This window comes from Bradyrhizobium genosp. P (genome assembly GCF_049949265.1).
GTDB lineage: Bacteria > Pseudomonadota > Alphaproteobacteria > Rhizobiales > Xanthobacteraceae > Bradyrhizobium.
On sequence record NZ_CP188195.1, the window covers coordinates 58,697 to 78,821 of the forward strand.

17 protein-coding genes are annotated in these 20,125 nt (G+C 63.8%); 11 read left to right on the forward strand and 6 right to left on the reverse strand.

What is annotated here, in order from left to right:
- Positions 1-2: 2 nt before the first annotated feature.
- The 8 genes from nusA (at position 3) to ACP2YO_RS00335 (ending at position 10,454) form a co-directional block, all read left to right on the forward strand.
- Complete coding sequence (gene nusA / locus ACP2YO_RS00300) at positions 3-1,622, forward strand: transcription termination factor NusA (protein ID WP_426438120.1); 1,620 nt, start codon at positions 3-5, stop codon at positions 1,620-1,622.
- A 15-nt stretch (positions 1,623-1,637) separates the two neighbouring features.
- Positions 1,638-2,324, forward strand: a complete 687-nt coding sequence (locus ACP2YO_RS00305) for an RNA-binding protein (RefSeq protein WP_426438121.1) — start codon at positions 1,638-1,640, stop codon at positions 2,322-2,324.
- A gap of 108 nt (positions 2,325-2,432) precedes the next feature.
- Positions 2,433-5,144, forward strand: coding sequence for a translation initiation factor IF-2 (gene infB, locus ACP2YO_RS00310; protein ID WP_426438122.1), 2,712 nt, complete (start codon positions 2,433-2,435; stop codon positions 5,142-5,144).
- A gap of 152 nt (positions 5,145-5,296) precedes the next feature.
- Positions 5,297-5,707 carry a 30S ribosome-binding factor RbfA gene (rbfA, locus tag ACP2YO_RS00315; protein WP_426438123.1) on the forward strand — a complete coding sequence of 137 codons (411 nt, stop codon included), beginning with the start codon at positions 5,297-5,299 and terminating at the stop codon, positions 5,705-5,707.
- Positions 5,707-6,816: a tRNA pseudouridine(55) synthase TruB gene (gene truB, locus ACP2YO_RS00320; RefSeq protein WP_426438124.1), complete on the forward strand. Its 1,110-nt coding sequence runs from the start codon at positions 5,707-5,709 to the stop codon at positions 6,814-6,816. Before rbfA ends, truB begins: the two co-directional genes overlap by 1 nt.
- Before the next feature lie 2 nt (positions 6,817-6,818).
- Positions 6,819-7,088, forward strand: a complete 270-nt coding sequence (gene rpsO, locus ACP2YO_RS00325; RefSeq protein WP_426438125.1) for a 30S ribosomal protein S15 — start codon at positions 6,819-6,821, stop codon at positions 7,086-7,088.
- A 293-nt stretch (positions 7,089-7,381) separates the two neighbouring features.
- Positions 7,382-9,538 carry a polyribonucleotide nucleotidyltransferase gene (gene pnp / locus ACP2YO_RS00330; RefSeq protein WP_426438126.1) on the forward strand — a complete coding sequence of 719 codons (2,157 nt, stop codon included), beginning with the start codon at positions 7,382-7,384 and terminating at the stop codon, positions 9,536-9,538.
- 187 nt (positions 9,539-9,725) lie between these two features.
- The gene (locus ACP2YO_RS00335) at positions 9,726-10,454 is read left to right on the forward strand and encodes a superoxide dismutase (RefSeq protein WP_426438127.1); all 729 of its coding nucleotides are present in this window, start codon (positions 9,726-9,728) and stop codon (positions 10,452-10,454) included.
- 193 nt (positions 10,455-10,647) lie between these two features.
- Here ACP2YO_RS00335 and fabV read toward each other — a convergent pair whose 3' ends face one another.
- The 3 genes from fabV to fabA form a co-directional block, all read right to left on the reverse strand.
- Positions 10,648-11,820 (reverse strand): enoyl-ACP reductase FabV, encoded by a 1,173-nt coding sequence (fabV, locus tag ACP2YO_RS00340; protein WP_426438128.1) that lies wholly within the window; start codon positions 11,818-11,820, stop codon positions 10,648-10,650.
- An 83-nt stretch (positions 11,821-11,903) separates the two neighbouring features.
- Entirely contained in the window at positions 11,904-13,127 is a 1,224-nt protein-coding gene (fabB, locus tag ACP2YO_RS00345) for a beta-ketoacyl-ACP synthase I (protein WP_426438129.1), read from the reverse strand.
- Positions 13,128-13,170: 43 nt separating this feature from the next.
- Positions 13,171-13,692 carry a 3-hydroxyacyl-[acyl-carrier-protein] dehydratase FabA gene (gene fabA / locus ACP2YO_RS00350; RefSeq protein ID WP_426438130.1) on the reverse strand — a complete coding sequence of 174 codons (522 nt, stop codon included), beginning with the start codon at positions 13,690-13,692 and terminating at the stop codon, positions 13,171-13,173.
- A gap of 322 nt (positions 13,693-14,014) precedes the next feature.
- On the opposite strand from fabA, the gene irrA reads away from it, so the two are divergent.
- Positions 14,015-14,506, forward strand: coding sequence for an iron response transcriptional regulator IrrA (gene irrA / locus ACP2YO_RS00355; protein WP_426438131.1), 492 nt, complete (start codon positions 14,015-14,017; stop codon positions 14,504-14,506).
- A gap of 39 nt (positions 14,507-14,545) precedes the next feature.
- Here irrA and ACP2YO_RS00360 read toward each other — a convergent pair whose 3' ends face one another.
- Entirely contained in the window at positions 14,546-15,076 is a 531-nt protein-coding gene (locus ACP2YO_RS00360; RefSeq protein ID WP_426438132.1) for an SH3 domain-containing protein, read from the reverse strand.
- A 351-nt stretch (positions 15,077-15,427) separates the two neighbouring features.
- Here ACP2YO_RS00360 and ACP2YO_RS00365 point away from each other — a divergent pair, with 351 nt between their 5' ends.
- Positions 15,428-16,429 (forward strand): 2-hydroxyacid dehydrogenase, encoded by a 1,002-nt coding sequence (locus ACP2YO_RS00365; RefSeq protein WP_426438133.1) that lies wholly within the window; start codon positions 15,428-15,430, stop codon positions 16,427-16,429.
- Between the two features lie 427 nt (positions 16,430-16,856).
- Here the strand turns inward: ACP2YO_RS00365 and ACP2YO_RS00370 are convergent, their stop codons facing one another.
- Complete coding sequence (locus tag ACP2YO_RS00370) at positions 16,857-17,897, reverse strand: IS110 family transposase (RefSeq protein ID WP_426434447.1); 1,041 nt, start codon at positions 17,895-17,897, stop codon at positions 16,857-16,859.
- Positions 17,898-18,080: 183 nt separating this feature from the next.
- Positions 18,081-19,001 (reverse strand): LysR family transcriptional regulator, encoded by a 921-nt coding sequence (locus tag ACP2YO_RS00375; RefSeq protein WP_426438134.1) that lies wholly within the window; start codon positions 18,999-19,001, stop codon positions 18,081-18,083.
- Positions 19,002-19,122: 121 nt separating this feature from the next.
- On the opposite strand from ACP2YO_RS00375, the gene ACP2YO_RS00380 reads away from it, so the two are divergent.
- Positions 19,123-20,124: an aldo/keto reductase gene (locus ACP2YO_RS00380; protein ID WP_426438135.1), complete on the forward strand. Its 1,002-nt coding sequence runs from the start codon at positions 19,123-19,125 to the stop codon at positions 20,122-20,124.
- Position 20,125 lies beyond the last annotated feature (1 nt).

Below are 20,125 nucleotides of genomic sequence, written 5' to 3' on the forward strand. Positions count from 1 at the left end.
CCATGGCAGTCAGCGCCAACAAACTCGAACTGCTGCAGATCGCAGACGCAGTTGCGCGCGAGAAGTCGATCGACCGTTCCATCGTGATCGCGGCGATGGAAGACGCCATCGCGAAAGCGGCCCGCGCCCGCTACGGCAGCGAGACTGACGTCCATGCCGAGATCGACGCCAAGAAGGGCGAGCTTCGGCTGTCGCGTCACATGCTGGTGGTCGATCTCGTCGAGAACGCGTCGAACCAGATCTCGCTGGCCGATGCGCAGCGCGCCAATCCGGGCGCCCAGGTCGGCGACACCATCGCAGACACGCTGCCGCCGCTGGAATATGGCCGAATCGCCGCGCAATCCGCCAAGCAGGTGATCGTGCAGAAGGTGCGCGAGGCCGAGCGCGACCGGCAGTATCAGGAATTCAAGGACCGCATCGGCGACATCGTCAACGGCATCGTCAAGCGCGTCGAATATGGCAGCGTGATCGTCGACCTCGGCCGTGGCGAAGCGATCGTCCGTCGTGACGAGATGCTACCGCGCGAGGTGTTCCGCAACGGCGACCGCGTCCGCGCCTACATCTTCGACGTCCGCCGCGAGACCCGCGGCCCGCAGATCTTCCTGTCCCGCACCCATCCGCAGTTCATGGCAAAGCTGTTCGCGCAGGAAGTCCCTGAAATCTACGACGGCATCGTCGAGATCAAGGCGGTCGCGCGCGATCCCGGTTCTCGCGCCAAGATCGGCGTGATCTCGCGCGATTCGTCGGTCGATCCGGTCGGCGCCTGCGTCGGCATGCGCGGCTCGCGTGTGCAGGCCGTGGTGAACGAGCTGCAGGGCGAGAAGATCGACATCATTCCGTGGTCGCCCGACATCGCGACCTTTGTCGTCAACGCGCTGGCGCCGGCTGAAGTCGCCAAGGTCGTGATCGACGAGGACCGCGAGCGCATCGAGGTCGTGGTTCCCGACACCAACAACCAGCTTTCGCTGGCGATCGGCCGCCGCGGCCAGAACGTCCGCCTTGCCTCGCAGCTCACCGGCTGGGACATCGACATCCTGACCGAGCAGGAAGAGTCGGAGCGCCGTCAGGCCGACTTCGAGAATTCGACGCGCGTGTTCATGGAAGCGCTCAATGTCGACGAGGTGGTCGGTCAGCTGCTGGCCTCCGAAGGCTTCACTTCGGTCGAGGAACTCGCGCTGGTCGACGCCAAGGAACTCGCCGGCATCGAGGGCTTCGACGATGAGACCGCCAGCGAACTGCAGACCCGCGCCCGCGAATATCTCGAGCAGCTCGAGGCCGAGCTGGAAGCCAAGCGCAAGGAGCTCGGCGTCGACGACGATCTGAAGACCGTCCCCGGCGTTACCTCGAAGATGCTGGTGAAGCTCGGAGAGAACGAGGTGAAGACGGTCGAAGACCTCGCCGGCTGCGCCACCGACGATCTGGTCGGCTGGACCGAGCGCAAGGAAGGCAGCGAGCCGACCAAGCATGCCGGGTTCCTCGACGGTATTGAGATTTCGCGCGACGAGGCCGAGGGGATCATCATGCAGGCCCGCGTCAAGGCCGGCTGGATCACCGAGGCCGACCTCGCCAAGCCTGCTGCGGCCGAGGCTGAGGCCGACGCCGACGCCGACGCAACGGCTTAAGGAGATGCCGAACGGATGCTCGCATCAGCTGACCCCGATCTCGACGATGGACCGCGGACCGGAAAGTCCGCGACCACGCGGATGTGCGCGGTCAGCCGCGAGGTCCGTCCGATCGACGAGCTGATCCGGTTCGTCGTCGCGCCTTCGGGCGAGGTGATCCCGGATCTCAAGCGCAAGCTGCCCGGCCGCGGAATGTGGGTTTCCGCATCGCGGCGAAGCGTTGCGGAAGCCGTCCGTCGTCACCAATTTAGTAAGGGATTCAAGCGCGATGTCCGCGTCGCGCCGACCCTCCCCACCGACACCGACGCGCTCCTGGTGCGCAGCCTCACCGAGGCACTGGCGATGGCCGCCAAGGCCGGCCAGGTTGTTTCAGGCTTCGGCAAGGTCGAGGACGCACTCAAGGCGGGCGAAACCGCAGCCCTGATCCACGCTTGCGACGGCGCCGCCGACGGAATCCGTAAATTGGACGCGATCGCCCGGCAAAGGGACGAAAAACGTGGTGAACCGGCGGTAATCGCCGCCGTCAATGTTTTGACGTCGGCAGAATTGGATTTGGCACTAGGGCGGTCAAATGTGATACATGCTGCGCTGCTCGCGGGCCCGGCGAGCAAGACGTTCCTGTCGCGCTGCCAGATGCTGGTTCGATACCGGATGGCCGACGACGACAAGACCGCCGAAGCGGCCAGAAATTCCAGAGCATGATCCAGGAAGGCGGACACCGTCTTTCCGACTGGATCACGCTCAATAAAAGACGACGCGTTGAAGGATTTGTGCGGGAAACGCACAGTGAAACGAGATTAGGACTGCTGAATGGTTGATACCAAATCCCCTGGCGACAAGACTCTGAGTGTCCCGACCAAGACCTTGACGCTGAAACCGCGCGTCGAGACGGGCACCGTGCGCCAGAGCTTCAGCCATGGCCGGACCAAGCAGGTCGTGGTCGAGAAACGCGGCAAGCGCCGCGTTGGTGGCGATGGCCCGGGCGAGACGCACGCACCGGAACCCGTAGTTGCAAAGCCTGCACCGCCGCCGCCCCCCAGGCCGCCGTCGGGCCGCCCCGGTGGCGGATCAGGTCAACCGCAGCGCAATGCCGGATCGGGCGTCGTGCTGCGCACGCTGACCGAGGATGAACGCTCCGCACGCGCCAGTGCGCTGGCCGATGCCAGGCAGCGCGACGTCGAGGAACGTCACCAGGCCGAAGAAGAGGCCAAGCGCCGCGCGATCCGCGAAGTCGCCGAGAAGGCCGAACGCGAGGCCGCCGAATCCCGCCGCAAGGCGGAAGAGGAGCGCCATCGCCACGAAGAAGAGGCCAAGCGCAAGGCCGAGGTCGAGGCCAAGCGCCGCTTTGGCGAAGGCGAGGCCAAACCCGGCGCGCCGGCCACCACTTCCGCGCCCAGACCCGCAACCAGTTCTGCTTCTGCGCCGGCACCCCGGACCACGACATCTGCGCCGGGCCGCCCCGCGACATCCGCGCCCGCGCGCCCCGGGATCGCCGCGGCGCCGGCGCGGCCGCCGGCGGTTGCCGCCGAGGCTGATGAAGATGAGGGTCCGCGTCTGGTGCGCCGTCCCGGCGGCGTCGTGCGTCCCGCCGCTGCGCCCAAGACCACCCAAAAGCCGGGCCCGCAGAAGCAGCGCGGCCGCCTCACCGTCGTCACCGCGCTCACCGCCGATGACGTGCGCGAGCGCTCGATCGCCTCGTTCCGCCGCCGCACCCAGCGCCTGAAGGGCCATGCGGCAAACGAATCGAAGGAAAAGCTGATCCGCGAGGTGACGATCCCGGAAGCGATCACGATCCAGGAACTCGCCAACCGAATGTCGGAACGCGCGGTCGAGGTCATCCGCATGCTGATGAAGCAGGGCGCGATGCACAAGATCACCGACGTGATCGACGCCGACACCGCGCAACTGATCGCTGAGGAACTGGGCCACAGCGTCAAGCGCGTCGCCGCGTCCGACGTGGAAGAAGGCCTGTTCGACGTCGTCGATAATTCCACCGATACCGAGCCGCGTTCGCCCGTGGTCACCGTCATGGGCCACGTCGACCACGGCAAGACCTCGCTGCTCGACGCGCTGCGCCACGCCAACGTGGTGTCGGGCGAAGCCGGCGGCATCACCCAGCATATCGGCGCCTACCAGGTCACTTCGCCGGAAAGCGGCAAGAAGATCACCTTCATCGATACGCCGGGCCACGCCGCATTCACCGCGATGCGCGCCCGCGGCGCCAAGGTCACCGACATCGTCGTGCTGGTGGTTGCCGCCGATGACGGCGTGATGCCGCAGACGATCGAAGCCATCAATCACGCCAAGGCGGCCAAGGTGCCGATGATCGTGGCGATCAACAAGATCGACAAGCCCGACGCGAAGCCCGAGCGGGTGCGCACCGAGCTGCTGCAATACGAGGTGCAGGTCGAATCGCTCGGCGGCGACGTCGTCGACGTCGAGGTGTCCGCCAAGAACAAGACCAACCTCGACAAGCTGCTGGAAATGATCGCGCTGCAGGCCGAAATCCTCGACCTGAAGACCAATTCGGAGCGTCCGGCGGAAGGCACCGTGATCGAAGCCAAGCTCGATCGCGGCCGCGGCCCGGTCGCCACCGTGCTGGTTCAGCGCGGCACGTTGCGGGTCGGCGACATCATCGTGGCCGGCGCCGAAATGGGCCGCGTCCGCGCGCTGATCTCCGACCAGGGCGAGAATCTCGACGAGGCGGGTCCGTCCGTGCCGGTCGAAGTGCTCGGCTTCAACGGCCCGCCCGAGGCCGGCGACCGCCTCGCGGTGGTCGAGAACGAAGCCCGCGCCCGCCAGGTCACGAGCTACCGCGCGCACCAGAAGCGCGAGAACGCGGCGGCCTCGATTTCCGGCATGCGCGGCTCGCTCGAGCAGATGATGTCGCAGCTCAAGACCGTGGGCCGCAAGGAATTCCCGCTGATCGTGAAGGCCGACGTGCAGGGCTCGCTGGAAGCGATCCTGGGCTCGCTGGAAAAGCTCGGCACCGACGAAGTCGCGGCCCGCATCCTGCATGCAGGCGTCGGCGGCATCTCGGAATCCGACGTCACGCTGGCGGAAGGCTTCAACGCCGCCATCATCGGCTTCTCGGTCCGAGCCAACAAGGAAGCGGCCGCCGCGGCCAAGCGCAACGGCATCGAGATCCGCTACTACAACATCATCTACGATCTGGTGGATGACATCAAAAAGGCGATGTCCGGCCTGCTCGCGCCCACGCTGCGCGAAACCATGCTGGGCAACGCGCAGATCCTGGAAGTGTTCAACATTTCCAAGGTCGGCAAGGTCGCGGGTTGCCGCGTCACCGACGGCACCGTGGAGCGCGGCGCCAATGTTCGCCTGATCCGCGACAACGTCGTGGTGCACGAAGGCAAGCTTTCGACGCTGAAGCGCTTCAAGGATGAAGTGAAGGAAGTGGTTGCCGGCCAGGAATGCGGCATGGCGTTCGAGAACTACGGCGACATGCGTGTCGGTGACGTGATCGAATGCTATCGCGTCGAGACGATCCAGCGCTCTCTGTAAGTCCAAATCTTACAAAGCGCAGGGTTCATTTGAGCTGAAAATGCCGCGGCGTGGCCGGACCTGGTCCGGCCTCCCGCGCATTGCCTGATTTGAAAAACTTGGGAATCGATGCGCGTGGTCGACCGCGGGCGTCACGATTTTGGAAGAAGGCCATGCCCCGTCAGAACAAGAGCTCCGCCACCGGCGGCTCGCAACGACAATTACGTGTCGGCGAAACGGTTCGTCATGCGGTTGCCGACATTCTGTCGCAAGGTGACGTCCACGATCCCGATCTCGAAGGCCACATCATCACCGTTCCAGAGGTGCGTATGTCGCCGGACCTGAAGCTCGCCACGGTCTATGTGATGCCGCTCGGCGGACGCGACACCGATGTCGTGATCGCAGCGCTCGAGCGCAACAAGAAATTCCTGCGCGGCGAGATCGCGCATCGCGTTAACCTGAAATTTGCACCCGACATTCGATTCCGTGTCGATGAGCGATTCGACGAAGCGGAACGTATCGAGAAATTACTGCGAACACCTGCGGTGCAAAGAGACCTCGCACCCGATTCGGACGACGAGTGATGACTGTGACGATGACCAACAGCGTGATCGACGCCAAAGATTCCGACACGCGCGACGCCGACCGAAATATTTTCTCCGACGCGCGCAGCGACGAGCAGCGCCGGGCGAACAACGATCCGCGCCAGAAGCAGGGCAAGCCAAATCAGCAGCAGCGCCGCGACAAGCGCGACGTGCACGGCTGGGTCGTGCTCGACAAGCCGATCGGCATGACCTCGACGCACGCGGTCGCGGTGCTGAAGCGGCTGTTTTCGGCCAAGCGCGCCGGCCACGCCGGCACGCTCGATCCGCTCGCCTCCGGGGGCTTGCCGATCGCGCTCGGCGAAGCCACCAAGACGGTTCCGTTCGTGATGGACGGCCGCAAGCGCTACCGCTTCACGGTGTCGTGGGGCGAGGAGCGCGACACCGACGACACCGAGGGACGGGCCGTCAAAACCAGCGAGGTCCGGCCGACCGCCGATTCGATCCGCGAGCTGCTGCCGCGCTTCACCGGGGTGATCGAGCAGATCCCGCCGCAATATTCGGCGATCAAGGTGCAAGGCGAGCGCGCCTATGATCTGGCGCGTGACGGCGAGACCGTGGAACTGAAGCCCCGCCCGGTCGAGATTCACGAATTAATCCTTGTGGAACATGGCGATAACGGCCAATCCGTGTTCGAGGCCGAATGCGGCAAGGGAACCTATGTCCGGGCCCTGGCCCGCGATATGGGCCGGATTCTGGGCTGTTTCGGCCATATCTGCGCACTGCGGCGGACGATTGTCGGCCCGTTTACGGAAGCAGACATGATTCCGCTGGAACAGTTGGAGGCTTTATGCAATAGAGCCGCGTCTGGCGAGGGCAGCCTCGCCGACGCGCTTTTGCCCGTTGAGACCGCGCTGGACGACATCCCGGCACTGGCCGTCACACGGGCTGATGCGGCAAGGCTCCATCGGGGCCAGGCCGTTTTGTTGCGCGGACGGGATGCGCCCAATACTAGCGGCACAGTCTATGTCACGGTGGCAGGCCGGCTTCTGGCCCTCGCCGAAATTGGCAATGGCGAACTCATCCCCAAGCGCGTGTTCAACCTGAACGGACTGACTGCCAGTCCGGTTCGCAACAATGAAAGTGTTTGACGATGTCGATTACCGCCGAACGCAAAGCGGAAGTCATCAAGACGAATGCCAGCAAGGCCGGCGACACCGGCTCGCCCGAGGTCCAGGTCGCGATCCTGTCGGAACGCATCACCAACCTCACCGAGCACTTCAAGACCCACGTGAAGGACAATCATTCACGCCGCGGCCTTCTGAAGCTCGTGTCGACGCGTCGCTCCCTTCTCGACTACATCAAGAAGAAAGACGAGGCGCGGTACAAGGCGCTGCTTGAAAAGCACAACATCCGTCGTTGATTTTGAGAAGCACGCGCGCTCGGTTCGCGCGCGTTTTCGTATGATCTTCCGGGAAATGCGGACTTTCGAATTGTCGAAAGATGATCATGCGCACTAGCGTTCAGCAGCAATCCGGCCGCTGGACGGGGCAAGATGCCCAGATGACCGAAAGGATGGACGCCATCCGAAATCCAGGGACCATGGCGGGATCGCCGGATACTGATCGCCCGATCGCGTCAGTATCCAGCCGTCTTGCGCATGGTCCTTGTGCTTTCAGGCTCCGTGCTTTCGTGAAACCATGAAAGAAGACCGAAATGTTCAATACTCATTCCGTCGAGATCGACTGGGGTGGACGTCCCCTCAAGCTTGAAACCGGCAAGATCGCCCGTCAGGCCGACGGCGCCGTGATGGCGACCTATGGCGAGACCGTGGTGCTCGCCACTGTCGTTGCGGCGAAGACGCCGCGCGAAGGCGTCGACTTCCTGCCGCTCACGGTCGATTACCAGGAGAAGACCTATGCCGCGGGCCGCATCCCCGGCGGCTACTTCAAGCGCGAGGGACGTCCGACCGAAAAGGAGACGCTGGTCTCCCGCCTGATCGACCGTCCGATCCGTCCGCTGTTCGTCGACGGCTGGCGCAACGAGACCCAGGTGATCGTCACCGTGCTCTCACACGACATGGAAAACGATCCCGATATCGTGGCGCTGGTGGCCTCCTCCGCGGCGCTGACGCTGTCGGGCGCGCCCTTCAAGGGTCCGATCGGCGCGGCGCGCGTCGGTTTCGCCAATGACGAGTTCATCCTCAACCCGACGCTGGACGAGATGACCGAGACCCAGCTCGACCTCGTCGTCGCCGGCACCGCCGACGCCGTGTTGATGGTGGAGTCGGAAGCCAAGGAGCTCAACGAAGACGTGATGCTCGGCGCGGTCATGTTCGGCCACCGCCACTTCCAGCCGGTCATCAACGCGATCATCGAGCTCGCCGAGAAGGCCGCCAAGGAGCCGCGCGAGGTCACCACGATCGACAATTCGGAGATCGAGAAGGAGATGCTTGGGTTCGCCGAGCAGGATCTCCGAAAGGCCTATGCGATCCCGGTGAAGCAGGAACGCTATGCCGCGGTCGGCGCCGTCAAGGAGAAGGTGCTCGCGCATTTCTTCCCGGAAGGCCAGGAGCCGAAATACGACAAGCTCCGCGTTGCCGGCGTGTTCAAGGAACTGGAAGCCAAGATCGTCCGCTGGAACATCCTCGACACCGGCAAACGCATCGACGGCCGTGACGCCAAGACTGTGCGCAACATCATCGCCGAAGCCGGCGTGCTGCCGCGCGCCCACGGTTCGGCGCTGTTCACTCGCGGCGAGACCCAGGCTGTGGTGGTGACCACGCTCGGCACCGGCGAGGACGAGCAGTACATCGACGCGCTGGCGGGAACCTACAAGGAAACGTTCCTACTGCACTACAACTTCCCTCCCTACTCGGTCGGTGAAACCGGACGCCTCGGCGGTACCAAGCGCCGCGAGATCGGCCATGGCAAGCTCGCCTGGCGCGCGATCCATCCGGTGCTGCCGCCGCATCACGAGTTCCCCTATACGATCCGCGTGGTTTCGGAGATCACCGAGTCGAACGGCTCATCGTCGATGGCTTCAGTGTGCGGCGCCTCGCTGTCGCTGATGGATGCTGGCGTGCCGCTGAAGCGGCCGACCGCCGGTATCGCCATGGGCCTGATCCTCGAGGGTCAGCGCTTCGCGGTGCTGTCGGACATTCTCGGTGACGAAGATCATCTCGGCGACATGGACTTCAAGGTCGCCGGCACCGAGCAGGGCATCACCTCGCTGCAGATGGACATCAAGATCGAGGGCATCACCGAGGAGATCATGAAGGTCGCGCTCGGACAGGCCAAGGAAGGCCGCATCCATATCCTGGGTGAGATGTCCAAGGCGTTGACCGCAGCGCGTGCCGAGCTCGGCGAATACGCGCCGCGCATCGAGACCTTCAAGATCGCCACCGACAAGATTCGCGAAGTGATCGGCACCGGCGGCAAGGTGATCCGCGAGATCGTCGAGAAGACCGGCGCCAAGGTCAACATCGAGGACGACGGCACCGTGAAGGTCGCCTCCAATGACGGCGAAGCGATGAAGGCCGCGATCAAGTGGATCAAGTCGATCGCGTCGGATCCGGAGATCGGCCAGATCTATGAGGGCACCGTCGTCAAGGTGATGGAGTTCGGCGCCTTCGTGAACTTCTTCGGCGCCAAGGACGGTCTGGTCCACATCAGCCAGCTCGCTTCGGCGCGCGTGCAGAAGACCTCCGACGTCGTCAAGGAAGGCGACAAGGTCAAGGTCAAGCTGCTCGGTTTCGACGATCGCGGCAAGACCCGGCTCTCGATGAAGGCGGTCGACCAGCAGACCGGCGAAGACCTCGAAGCCAAGCAGAAGACCGACGCACCCGCCCAGCGCGAAGCCGCCGGCGAGTAAGCCTGATTTGAACGAAACCACCAAGGGCGGCCGAAAGGCCGCCCTTTTTGTTGGCTACGATGCACCGGCCATGCGGGATTCCGACGCAGCGTCACAATGACCGTCTGCGAAACCACATACGGTTGCCCGCGCGTATCTCGCGGCGCTCTATCAAACGTACTCGGTAGCTTCAGGTCAGGAGAGAATAATGTCATCCATATCCCGGCGCCATCTCGTGTTGGCGGCAACCACGGCTGCGGCGGCCGCCGCCGCGCCGCGTATCGTGTTCGCTCAAACGGCGGCTCCAGCTACGGCGTTCACCGTGCCGCCGCTGACCTATCCGACGACGGCATTCGAACCGCATATCGATGCCAAGACGATGGAGATCCATCACGACAAGCATCACCAAGCCTACGTCACCAATTTGAACAATTTCGCCAAGGACAATCCGCAGATCGCCGAGAAACCGATCGTGGACGTGCTCGCCAACCTCACCAACGTCCCGGAATCGATCCGCACCGGCGTGCGCAACAACATGGGCGGCCACGCCAACCATACGATGTTCTGGCAGATCATGGGACCGAATGGCGGCAAGCCTGACGGCGAGGTGCTTGCCGCGATCGAGCGCGATCTCGGCGGCATGGAGAAATTCCAGACCGACTTCAACGCCGCCGGCGGACGCGTGTTCGGCTCGGGCTGGGTATTCGTCACCGTGGCCAAGGACGGCAAGCTTGCGATCGAGACGCGCCCGAACCAGGACAATCCGATCATGGACGGCAAGCGCGCGTTGCTCGGCAACGACGTCTGGGAGCACGCTTATTATCTCACCTACCAGAATCGTCGGCCGGACTACCTCAAGGCGTGGTGGAATACGGTGAACTGGAAGACAGTCGGCGAACGCTATGCGGCGGCGAAGGCCGGGACGCTCGGCGTCTGAACCGGCTGCGAGGCTCGCCAGTTGCGACGTCGCTCGGTAAGCTGAACGCTACGATCAGGGCCTTGCGAAAGACCGCCAGGCCTTTCGTACTGGGAAGCGCTCCCCGGATTTCCCGAAGCCTGTCATCGGGCGCGCATTCGCGCGACCCGTTGGCTTCATCCGGGCGACCGACTTCCTGGCGTGCGCGCGCGGCTCAACCCGTGACGACGCGGGGGTCCAGGTCCTGCGAATAGTCGACGCCGTCGATGCCAAATCCGAACAAGCGAAGGAATTGGCGCCTGTATTCTGGAAGGTCTGCCAATTCGCCAAGTGTTTCCGTGGAGAGCAGAGGCCAGCGTCGCGACACTTCCGCCTGAACCTCGGGCGAAAGCTCCCAATCGTCGAGTCGGATGCGCTGCGCGTCGTCAACCTGGACATCCGCGCCGAGGCGCGTCCGGAACAGGCGATCGATCTGCTCGATGCATCCCTCGTCGAGCCCGAGTTGCTTCATGACCTTGAACAGCACCGTGCCATAGAGCGGCACCACCGGAATGGCTGAACTCGCCTGGGTGACCACGGCCTTCAGCGCCACCACGCGGGCCGCGTCCTGGCCGAGCCGGCCACGGATCGCTTCCGCCTTGCCGTCGAGATCGACCTTGGCGCGGCCGAGCGTGCCGTTCCAATAGATCGGCCAGGTCAGGTCGCTGCCGATATAGGTGTAATTGAGGGTCCGGAAGCCCGGGGCCAAAACACCGGCGTCCGCGAGCTGGTCGATCCAGCGCTTCCAGTCATCGCCGCCCATCACCGCGACGGTGGCCGCCGTTTGATCCTCGTTCGCCGGCTCGAGGGTTGTCTCGAAGACCTCGCCGGTCTCAGTATCGAGGGTCTTGATCTCGACAGGGGCGCCGAGCGGCTTGATGATCGAACGATAGGTCTTGCCGGTATCCGGATCGGTCCGGACCGGAGCAGCCATGCTATAGACCAACATGTCGAGCTGACCGAACTTCTCGCGCACACGGTCGATGAAGGTCTTCTTCATCTCGTTGGAGAAAGCGTCGCCCTCCAGGGTGAGGGGAGACCGGCCGATCTTCTGCGCCTCGATCTCAAAGGCGCGGTTGTTGTACCAGCCGGCGCTGCCGGTTCGATTTGCCGTCGGCTCGCGCTCCAGCGACACGCCGATGGTCTCTGCGCCCCCTGCGAAGGTTGCAACAATGCGGCTCGCGAGGCCGTAACCGGTTGAACATCCCAGCACGGCAACGCGCTTGGGGCATTCCGGAATGGACCCGTTGCGGAGAACATAAGCGATCTGATCGCGGACATTCGTGGCGCAGCCAACAGGATGTGCCGTCGTGCAGATGAAGCCTCGCACGCGCGGTTCGATAATCATGCCCACCCCGTTCCGGATTGTTGCAAAGGTCCCTATCCGCTGTCTGCCGATCTCTCACCGCAAGCGAGGAGAGGTCAAGACGATCAGGCGTCCAGTCGCCTGAACACCAGCGTCGCGTTGGTGCCGCCGAAGCCGAACGAGTTCGACAGCACGGTGCTGAGCTTGGCATTGTCGATGCGCTTGCGGACGATCGGCATGTCGGCGAAGACAGGATCGAGCTCGGTGATATGGGCGCTCTCGCAGACGAAGCCGTTGTTCATCATCATCAGCGAGTAGATCGCCTCCTGGACGCCGGTGGCGCCGAGCGAATGGCCGGTCAGCGCCTTGGTCGCCGAAATCGGCGGGCACTTGTCGCCGATGCCGAACACCTTGCGGATCGCCTCCATCTCGGGCGGGTCGCCGGCCGGCGTCGAGGTCGCGTGCGGATTGATGTAGTCGATCGGCGTGTTCACCGTCGACAACGCCATGCGCATGCAGCGCTCGGCGCCCTCGCCCGACGGCGCTACCATGTCGTAACCGTCGGATGTCGCGCCATAGCCGACAATTTCGCCATAGATCTTCGCGCCACGCGCCTTGGCATGCTCGATCTCTTCCAGCACGACGACACCCGCGCCGCCGGCGATCACAAAACCGTCACGGCTGATGTCGTAGGGGCGCGACGCCGTGGCCGGCGTTTCGTTGTATTTCGAGGACATCGCACCCATGGCGTCGAACAGCACCGACAGCGTCCAGTCGAGTTCCTCGCAGCCGCCGGCGAAGATGATGTCCTGCTTGCCGATCTGGATCGTCTCATAGGCGTTGCCGATGCAATGGTTCGACGTCGCACAGGCCGAAGAGATCGAGTAGTTCACGCCCTTGATCTTGAACCAGGTCGCGAGCGTCGCCGATGCAGTCGACGACATGCCCTTCGGCACGGCGAACGGGCCGACCCGCTTCGGCCCCTTGGCCCGCGCAATATCGGCGGCTTCCACCAGCGTCCGCGTCGACGGTCCGCCGGATCCCATGATGATGCCGGTGCGCACATTGGAGACTTCAGTCTCCTCCAGGCCGGAGTCGCGGATCGCCTGTTCCATCGCGACGTGGTTCCAGGCGGCGCCTTCGGCCAGGAACCGCATCGCGCGGCGATCGATCACCGCGGAGGGATTGAGGGTCGGTGCTCCGTGCACCTGCGAACGAAAACCAAGCTCCGCGGCCTTCTCCGCACGCGTAATACCCGACTTTGCCTCGTGAAGGCTCGCAAGCACTTCCTGGGTGTTGTTACCGATGGACGAGACAATGCCCATCCCCGTGATGACAACCCGCCTCATGTTCGCCTCGCCCTGCCTTTGCGCTGCCGCGTGATGATCCTGCTCAAGATGGAGCCGTGCCCTGCTTGAACAAGCCGACCTTCAGATCCTTGGCGCGATAAATAATCTCACCGTCCATGGAAAGCCACCCATCGGCGATTCCGAGCACAAGCTTTGACCGCATCACACGCTTGATATCAATGTTGTACACAACCTTGCGCACATTCGGCAGCACCTGGCCGGAGAACTTCAATTCGCCGAGGCCGAGCGCGCGACCACGACCTTCACCACCGACCCAGCCGAGATAAAAGCCGACCATTTGCCACATGGCATCGAGGCCGAGACATCCCGGCATGACCGGATCGTTCTTGAAATGACAGCCGAAAAACCAGAGGTCAGGCTTCACGTCGAGTTCGGCGCGCACGAGGCCCTTGCCGTACTCGCCGCCGGTTTCGGAGATCTCGCTGATGCGGTCGAACATCAGCATCGGCGGCAGTGGCAACTGTGCGTTGCCGGGACCGAAAAGCTCGCCCCGGCCGCAAGCCAGCAAATCCTCGTATTCATAACCGCCGCGCCGATCCAGCATCCTATTCAGCCTCTCAAATGTCCCGATGAAGCACTTTTGCCTGAGCCGGACCCTTGTTCCCACGGGAACGGAAACATCCCGCTCGTGGCGCTACCTGGGTGCGCTGCAGGCCTTGGTCTCTGCCGTGAGCGCATATGTGGTCCGCGCGCTCTCTAACATAGGCCCAATCGGGCAGCAAAGCGGGATTCAGGCGATAAATCATGGCTTCTTCATGGGTTTCTGCTTTACCTTGGATTCGTTCTAGTTGCGAAAAACTTGCATCTGCCGGCCATCCTTTTATATTTATCGGGAATATCGCCCGAGTTAGGTGCATAGAGTGGATATGAACGACGAAGTATCAGTTTTGAACGATGACGCCGTGCACCCGGCCGCGCGCGCGGGTGGGCATCACCCCGCCCTGACCGGCTGCCCTTGGCATGACGTCAACGAGATGTTGCAGGCCGCAGGCCTTCGGCCGACCCGGCAGCGCATGGCGCTGGGCTGGCTGCTGTTCGGCAAGGGCGCCCGGCATCTGACCGCTGAAATGCTGTACGAGGAAGCCACGCTGGCCAAAGTCCCGGTGTCGCTGGCAACCGTTTACAACACGCTCAACCAGCTCACCGATGCCGGCCTGCTGCGCCAGGTGAGCGTCGACGGCACCAAGACCTATTTCGACACCAACGTCTCAGCGCACCACCACTTCTATCTCGAGCACAATCACGAGCTGGTCGACATTCCAGACCCGAACCTGATGCTCACCAAGATGCCCGAGGTGCCCGAAGGCTACGAGATCGCCCGCGTCGACATGGTCGTGCGGCTCCGCAAGAAGCGCTGATTTCTGTCGTTCCGGCGAAACGCCGGGACGACGATAAACTCAATCCACCTTCTCGTCGGCGTAGACGCCCCACAGCCGCTGCTGCTCGATCCAGCCGTCGAACCCGGTGCCGGAGACCCGGCACCAATTGTCGGCGCATTTCTTGACCTGCGTCACCACACCGGCCTGCAGCCGTGCCGCGACCGCGCTGGTGCTGTCGGGGTGATCGTACAGCGACGCGAGATCGTCCTTGTTCTTCATCGTGACGACGGCGGTGCGGCGGCCGGACAGCAGGGAGTGATAGACCCAGCCCTCGGCGCCCTCGGAATCGCGTACCCGGCGCCAGTTCTCGAACTCCGCGGTGATTTCGACCGGCAGGCCGGATCGCGTGTAGACCCAGGCAACGTCATTGTCCTTGGTCGGGCCGGCCCTGACATTCACATGATCGGATTTCAGGCTGACATAACGCGGGATCGGCAGTCCGCTCGTGGTGGGGCTTGCTTCCTTGGCCGAATGGCCGGGCATGATCGACGCCCCCAGCATGCACCCGACCAGCGCCGCCAACGAACCCAAACGCCAGAACGCCACCATCAACTCGTCTCCTGTCGAGATGACCAACCCGCATTCGGCGAGTTGCAACCCAAACCCACGCTGGAATCCCAGACCCCGTCGCCGCTACCGTCCGTTCCCCACCCGTGACTTCCGAGGGGTTCTTGTCTTGGCCCGGCCTTCTGCTAGAGAGGACGGAACGGCTGAAGAACCAGAACGCCCGAATTTTCCTCTGGCAATGCCAAGGGCAAGTATCGGGGAACCCAAGAAACCACGAAGGAAACGCGAAGGAAACGCCGGGACAGCGCGGCGATCTGCAGTGTCGAACAACCGGGTTAATGAGGTCTGAACGGCTTGAATTTTGGCAAGCCGCGCACCTCATGAGAGCAGGACATGTCAGTAAAGAAAAAGCCTCTCGTCGTCGTCACCCGCAAGCTGCCGGACTCGATCGAGACCCGGATGCGCGAGCTATTCGATGCCAGACTGAATCTCGACGACACGCCGATGACCGCGGAACAGATCGCGGAAGCCGCGCGGAACGCCGACGTGCTAGTGCCGACGGTGACCGATCTGATCCGCGAGGACATGATCAACCAGCCCGACAGCAAGCTCAGGTTGATCGCCAATTTCGGCAATGGCGTCGACAATATCGACGTGACGGCGGCGCATGCGCGCGGCATCACCGTGACCAATACGCCGAAGGTGCTGACCGAAGACACCGCCGACATGACGATGGCGCTGATCCTCGCGGTGCCCAGGCGCATGATCCAGGGCGCCTCGATCCTGACCGATGGCAAGCACTGGGCGGGCTGGTCGCCGACCTGGATGCTCGGCCACCGCATCGGGGGAAAGCGGCTCGGCATCATCGGCATGGGCCGCATCGGCCAGGCGGTGGCGCGCCGCGCCCGCGCCTTTGGCCTGCAGATCCACTATCACAACCGCCGCCCGGTGGCGCCGAAGATTGCCGACGAACTCGGCGCGACCTATTGGGAAAGCCTCGACCAGATGCTGGCGCGGATGGACATCATCTCGGTGAATTGTCCGCACACGCCGGCCACCTACCATCTGCTCTCGGCGCGGCGGCTGAAGCTGATCCGCAAGGAAGCCTATATCGTCAACACCGCGCGCGGTGGGGTGATCGACGAAGATACGCTGATCAAGCTGATCGAAGCCGGCGAGATCGGCGGCGCCGGGCTCGACGTCTATGAGCACGAACCCGCGGTGAACCCGAAGCTGGTGCGGCTGGGCAAGGCCGGCAAGGTGACGCTGCTGCCGCATATGGGCTCAGCCACCATCGAAGGCCGCGTCGAAATGGGCGAAAAGGTCATCATCAATATCAGAACCTTCCTCGACAACCACAAGCCGCCGGATCGCGTGCTGCCGAGCATGCTCTAACTCCTTTAGCCCGGATGAAGCCATCGGGCGCGCATTCGCGCGACCCGTTGGCTCCATCCGGGCTACGCACCTGCCAAAATATCGAAAACAACCCCATGCAAAGTAGCCGGCGGCTGCCTAGCATGCTGTAGCTACACAATCGGCGTCGTCCCGGCGAAGGCCGGGACCCATATGTGGACGGCCCCCGTGGCACAAGAGCTTTTTGAGCGGATCGGATCGCTTGCATCCATATGTCCGGCCTTTTGAGTGCGATCGGATGGATCGCTGGCCAAGATGGTTTGCGCGATGCGAGTTCCAAACAACCACGCGGCCTGTTGACGGCCGATGGGTCCCACGGACTGTCTCGCATCGTTGCTCGATCGATCGCTCCATCTGCTCCTGCAGCTCCGGGTCGGCTGACGAGCGAGCCCGCCAGCCGGCCAATCTGTTAGACGGCGACTGCCGCGGTGGCATTGATCCGTGCGGCGTCATAACTCTCGCCGGTCGCCATCAGCTTCCAGGCGATGCGGGCCACCTTGTTGGCGAGCGCCACGGCGGCAAGCTTCGGTGGCTTGCGCTTGATCAGGGCCAGCAGCCAGCGCGAGTGATGGCCGCGCCCGCGTCTGGCCTGCTGGATGACCGCCGTTGCCCCGATCACCAGCAGGCGGCGCAGGTCCTCGTCGCCCGCCCGCGTGATCTTGCCAAGCCTGGTTTTGCCGGCGGTGGAGTGATCCTGGGGGGTGAGGCCGAGCCAGGCTGCGAAGTGACGGCCGGAGCGGAAAGCATGGGGATCGGGTGTCTTCATCACGAGCGTCGTTGCAACGATCGGCCCGACAGAAGGGATCTGCGCCAGACGCCGGCCCACGGCGTCGGAGCGGTGCCAGGCCATCAATCTGGCTTCGATCTCCTGCAGCTCGCCCACGAGTCTGGTGTAGTCGCGGCCCAGCACCGTAAACAGCTCGCGTGCCAGGGCAGGAAGCGTCTCGTCCTGCGCAATCCGCGCCAGCAGCGGCTCGATCTTGTCGGTCCCTTGGGCCCCGATCAGGCCAAACTCCGCCGCATGGCCGCGGATCATATTGCCGAGCTGGGTGCGCCGGGCGATCAATCCAGCGCGGACACCCGTCAGCATCAGCGCGGCCTGCTGCTCGACCGTCTTGACCGGCACGAACCGCATGCTCGGCCGGCTCATCGCTTCACACAGCGCCTCCGCATCCCGACCGTCGTTCTTGTTCCGCGACACATAGGGCTTCACCAATTGCGGCGCCATCAACTTCACCTCGTGGCCCAGCTTGCGAAGCTCCCGTGCCCAATGGTGCGAGGCCCCGCAGGCCTCCATCCCGATCACGGTCGGCGGCAACTTGGCGAAGAACTCCAGCACCTGCTTGCGCGCAAGCTTCTTGCGCAACACAGGCTGTTCCGCCGCATCAACCCCATGCAGCACAAAAATATACTTCGACGTATCCATTCCAATGCGGATAATCTCTCTCACGGACGGCTCCCTTGTCTGAGATTTGCAACAACCTCATTCTGGCACACTGATGCCGTAGGGGGCCGTCCACACCATCAACCACAGGGCGTCGTTGTTGGAACGGGCTGGGGCTCCAGCATCTCTAATAACCACACCCTGTGGTTATGGGTCCCGGCTTTCGCCGGGACGACGATGGGGCGCTAGCTAATCCTGCTTCGTCTTCCGCCGTGCCTGCTTGCGCCAGTCAGTGACGAAAGACACGAAGGCGGAGAGTGCGGGCGGCGGCTGGCGGCGGCTCGGATAATAAAGGAACGGCCCGGGAAACGGCGGGCACCAATCATCGAGCACGCTGACCAGCGCGCCGGACTTGACGCCGTAGCGGACATAGCCCTCGAAGGTCAGCCAGAAGCCGACGCCGTCATGGACGGCGCGCAAGGCAAGGCCGAGATAGGTCGCGGTCAATTTGGGCGGCGGCGAGACCTTGACCACGCGGCCATTCTTCTCGAACTCCCAATCCAGCATCGCACCGCTGCCAAAGCGGGTGCGGATGCAAGCTTGCTTCAGCAGATCCTTCGGCAGCGCCGGCCGGCCATGCCTGGCGACATATTCGCGCGAGGCCACCACCGCGTAGCGCTGCGGCGCGCCGAGCGACACCGCGATCATGTCCTGCGCCAGATGCTCGCCATAGCGCACGCCGGCATCGAACCCTTGCGCGACGATATCGACGAACGAGCTCTCGCCGATGATTTCGAGATCGATCTGCGGATATTTGGCGAGGAACGGCGCGACCATCGGCGCCAGCACCAGATCGATCGCCGGCGGTGGCGCGTTGATGCGCAGCCGACCTGACGGCACGGCGCGCAGGCCGCGCACCTGGTTGAGCGCATCGCCGACATCGGACATCGCGGGTGCGACGCGCGCGAGCAGCAGTTCACCGGCCTCGGTCAACGCGACGCTACGGGTGGTGCGGTTCATCAGGCGGACGCCGAGCCGCTCCTCCATGTCGCGCAGCCGCTGGCTGAGGCTCGAGACCGAGACGTGTTGCTCAAGCGCGGCACGCCGGAAGTTGCGCGTGCGCGCCACCGCCACAAACGCATCGAGGTCGCGTAGGTCGAAATCCTGCATTGTTCGATATATTGAACAAGCTATTCTGGATTGTCCAGCTTATCGGCTCAATCGAAAAGGCGCATGTCGGCCGCGTCATTCCGCGGCGGATCGCCCGCCGCGCCTTTCGAGGAACACCACCGTGGATACGCGCAAACTTGGTTCCAGCGGCCCCGCCGTTTCGATGATCGGCCTCGGCTGCATGGGCATGTCGGACTTCTACGGCCCCGCCGACCGCAGCGAGAGCATCGCCACCATCCATGCCGCGCTCGACGCCGGCATCACGCTGCTCGACACCGGCGACTTCTACGGCATGGGGCACAACGAGATGCTGATCGGCGAGGCGCTCGCGGGCAGCAATCGCGACAATGTACAGATCAGCGTCAAGTTCGGCGCACTGCGCGATCCCAACCGCGGCTTCCTCGGCTATGACAGCCGCCCCGCCGCCGTGAAGAACTTCGCCGCCTATTCGCTACAGCGGCTTGGCGTCGACCACATCGACATCTACCGGCCCGCACGGCTCGACCCCGGCGTGCCGATCGAGGACACGATCGGCGCGATGGCCGACATGATCAAGGCCGGCTGGATCAGGCATATCGGCCTCTCCGAGGTCGGCTCCGAAACCCTCCGCCGCGCGCATGCCGTGCATCCGATCGCCGATCTGCAGATCGAATATTCGCTGATATCGCGCGGCATCGAGAGCGACATCCTGACGACCTGCCGTGAACTCGGCATCGGCATCACCGCCTATGGCGTGCTGGCGCGCGGGCTGATCAGCGGGCACTGGTCGAAGGACCGCGCGGGGACGAAGGATTTCCGCCTGATGAGCCCGCGCTTCCAGGTTGGCAATGTCGACGCGAATCTGGCGCTGGCAGACCGGCTGCGCGTCATCGCCGAGGAGATCGGCGCCTCGCCGGCACAAGTGGCGATCGCGTGGGTCGCGGCGCAAGGCCAGGACATCGTACCGCTGGTCGGCGCGCGGCGACGGGAACGTCTGACCGAGGCGCTTGGTGCCCCCGAGGTGAAATTGACCGACGCGCATCTTGCGGCGCTCGCCAAGGCGTTTCCGCCCGGCGCTGCCGCCGGTGGGCGTTATCCGGAAGAACATCTCCGGCACATGGACAGCGAGAGACCCGCGTCCTGAA